The 1,939-nt window shown below is 53.6% G+C and carries 1 rRNA gene; it reads right to left on the bottom strand.

What is annotated here, in order from left to right:
- Window positions 1-397 precede the first annotated feature (397 nt).
- Window positions 398-1,915, bottom strand: a 16S ribosomal RNA gene (locus HMPREF3153_RS07305).
- Window positions 1,916-1,939: the final 24 nt, after the last annotated feature.

Raw genomic sequence — 1,939 nt, 5'->3', positions numbered from 1 at the left:
TTGTGCCGGCGTGAACTACACAAAACACAAAGAATATAAGAAATTACACATCCCAAACAACAACACACAAAGCATCATTGTTTGGGGATGCTCGCGTCCACTATACAGTTCTCACACAACCCCCCAACCACCAACAACAACCACGTCTTAAACAAACCATGACCGTATCAATGACTGGGCAACACCAGGACAATAATGCCCCAGACACCCAACAATGCACCAACATACACACCACCACACAACACACACAGTGCCATGCGGCAGGCCTACCACTTTGAAAATAATCAGACTGTTTAAGGTATGTCTCCACCCGATTAAACAAAATTGCTGGCAGTACAACACGCGTGTACTCAACCAACACACCCACAACTGTGGGCACAAAAATAATGCTCCTTAGAAAGGAGGTGATCCAGCCGCACCTTCCGGTACGGCTACCTTGTTACGACTTCGTCCCAATCGCCGATCCCACCTTCGACAGCTCCCTAACGAGTTTGAGCCACTGGCTTCGGGTGTTACCAACTTTCATGACGTGACGGGCGGTGTGTACAAGGCCCGGGAACGTATTCACCGCAGCGTTGCTGATCTGCGATTACTAGCGACTCCGACTTCATGGGGTCGAGTTGCAGACCCCAATCCGAACTAAGGCCGGCTTTCAGCGATTCGCTCCACCTCACAGTGTCGCTGCGCGTTGTACCGACCATTGTAGCATGTGTGAAGCCCTGGACATAAGGGGCATGATGATTTGACGTCATCCCCACCTTCCTCCGAGTTGACCCCGGCAGTCTCTCATGAGTCCCCAACCAAATGCTGGCAACATAAGACAAGGGTTGCGCTCGTTGCGGGACTTAACCCAACATCTCACGACACGAGCTGACGACAACCATGCACCACCTGTATACAAACCACAAGGGAGGACGTATCTCTACGCCTGTCTTGTATATGTCAAGCCCAGGTAAGGTTCTTCGCGTTGCATCGAATTAATCCACATGCTCCGCCGCTTGTGCGGGCCCCCGTCAATTCCTTTGAGTTTTAGCCTTGCGGCCGTACTCCCCAGGCGGGGCGCTTAATGCGTTAGCTACGGCACAGAAGACGTGGAAGCCCCCTACACCTAGCGCCCACCGTTTACGGCATGGACTACCAGGGTATCTAATCCTGTTCGCTACCCATGCTTTCGCTCCTCAGCGTCAGTTACTGCCCAGAGACCTGCCTTCGCCATCGGTGTTCCTCCTGATATCTGCGCATTTCACCGCTACACCAGGAATTCCAGTCTCCCCTACAGCACTCAAGTCAGCCCGTATCGCCTGCACGCCCGGAGTTAAGCCCCGGAATTTCACAGACGACGCGACAAACCACCTACGAGCTCTTTACGCCCAGTAATTCCGGACAACGCTCGCACCCTACGTATTACCGCGGCTGCTGGCACGTAGTTAGCCGGTGCTTCTTATACAGGTACCGTCACAAAAGCTTCGTCCCTGTCGAAAGGAGTTTACAACCCGAAGGCCTTCATCCCCCACGCGGCGTCGCTGCATCAGGCTTCCGCCCATTGTGCAATATTCCCCACTGCTGCCTCCCGTAGGAGTCTGGGCCGTATCTCAGTCCCAATGTGGCCGTACACCCTCTCAGGCCGGCTACCCGTCGACGCCTTGGTAGGCCATTACCCCACCAACAAGCTGATAGGCCGCGAGCTCATCTTGCACCGAAAAAACTTTCCACAACTGACACTAAACAGCTGTCCTATCCGGTATTAGACCCAGTTTCCCAAGCTTATCCCGAAGTGCAAGGCAGATCACCCACGTGTTACTCACCCGTTCGCCACTCGAGTACCCGCAGCAAGCTGCAGGCCTTTCCGTTCGACTTGCATGTGTTAAGCACGCCGCCAGCGTTCGTCCTGAGCCAGGATCAAACTCTCCACAAAAAATTTCAGCACAAAAGCCAAAAA

The sequence above is a fragment of the Corynebacterium sp. HMSC06C06 genome, from assembly GCF_001807295.1.
Classification (GTDB): domain Bacteria; phylum Actinomycetota; class Actinomycetes; order Mycobacteriales; family Mycobacteriaceae; genus Corynebacterium; species Corynebacterium striatum.
This window is presented reverse-complemented; position numbering and strand designations above follow the sequence as displayed.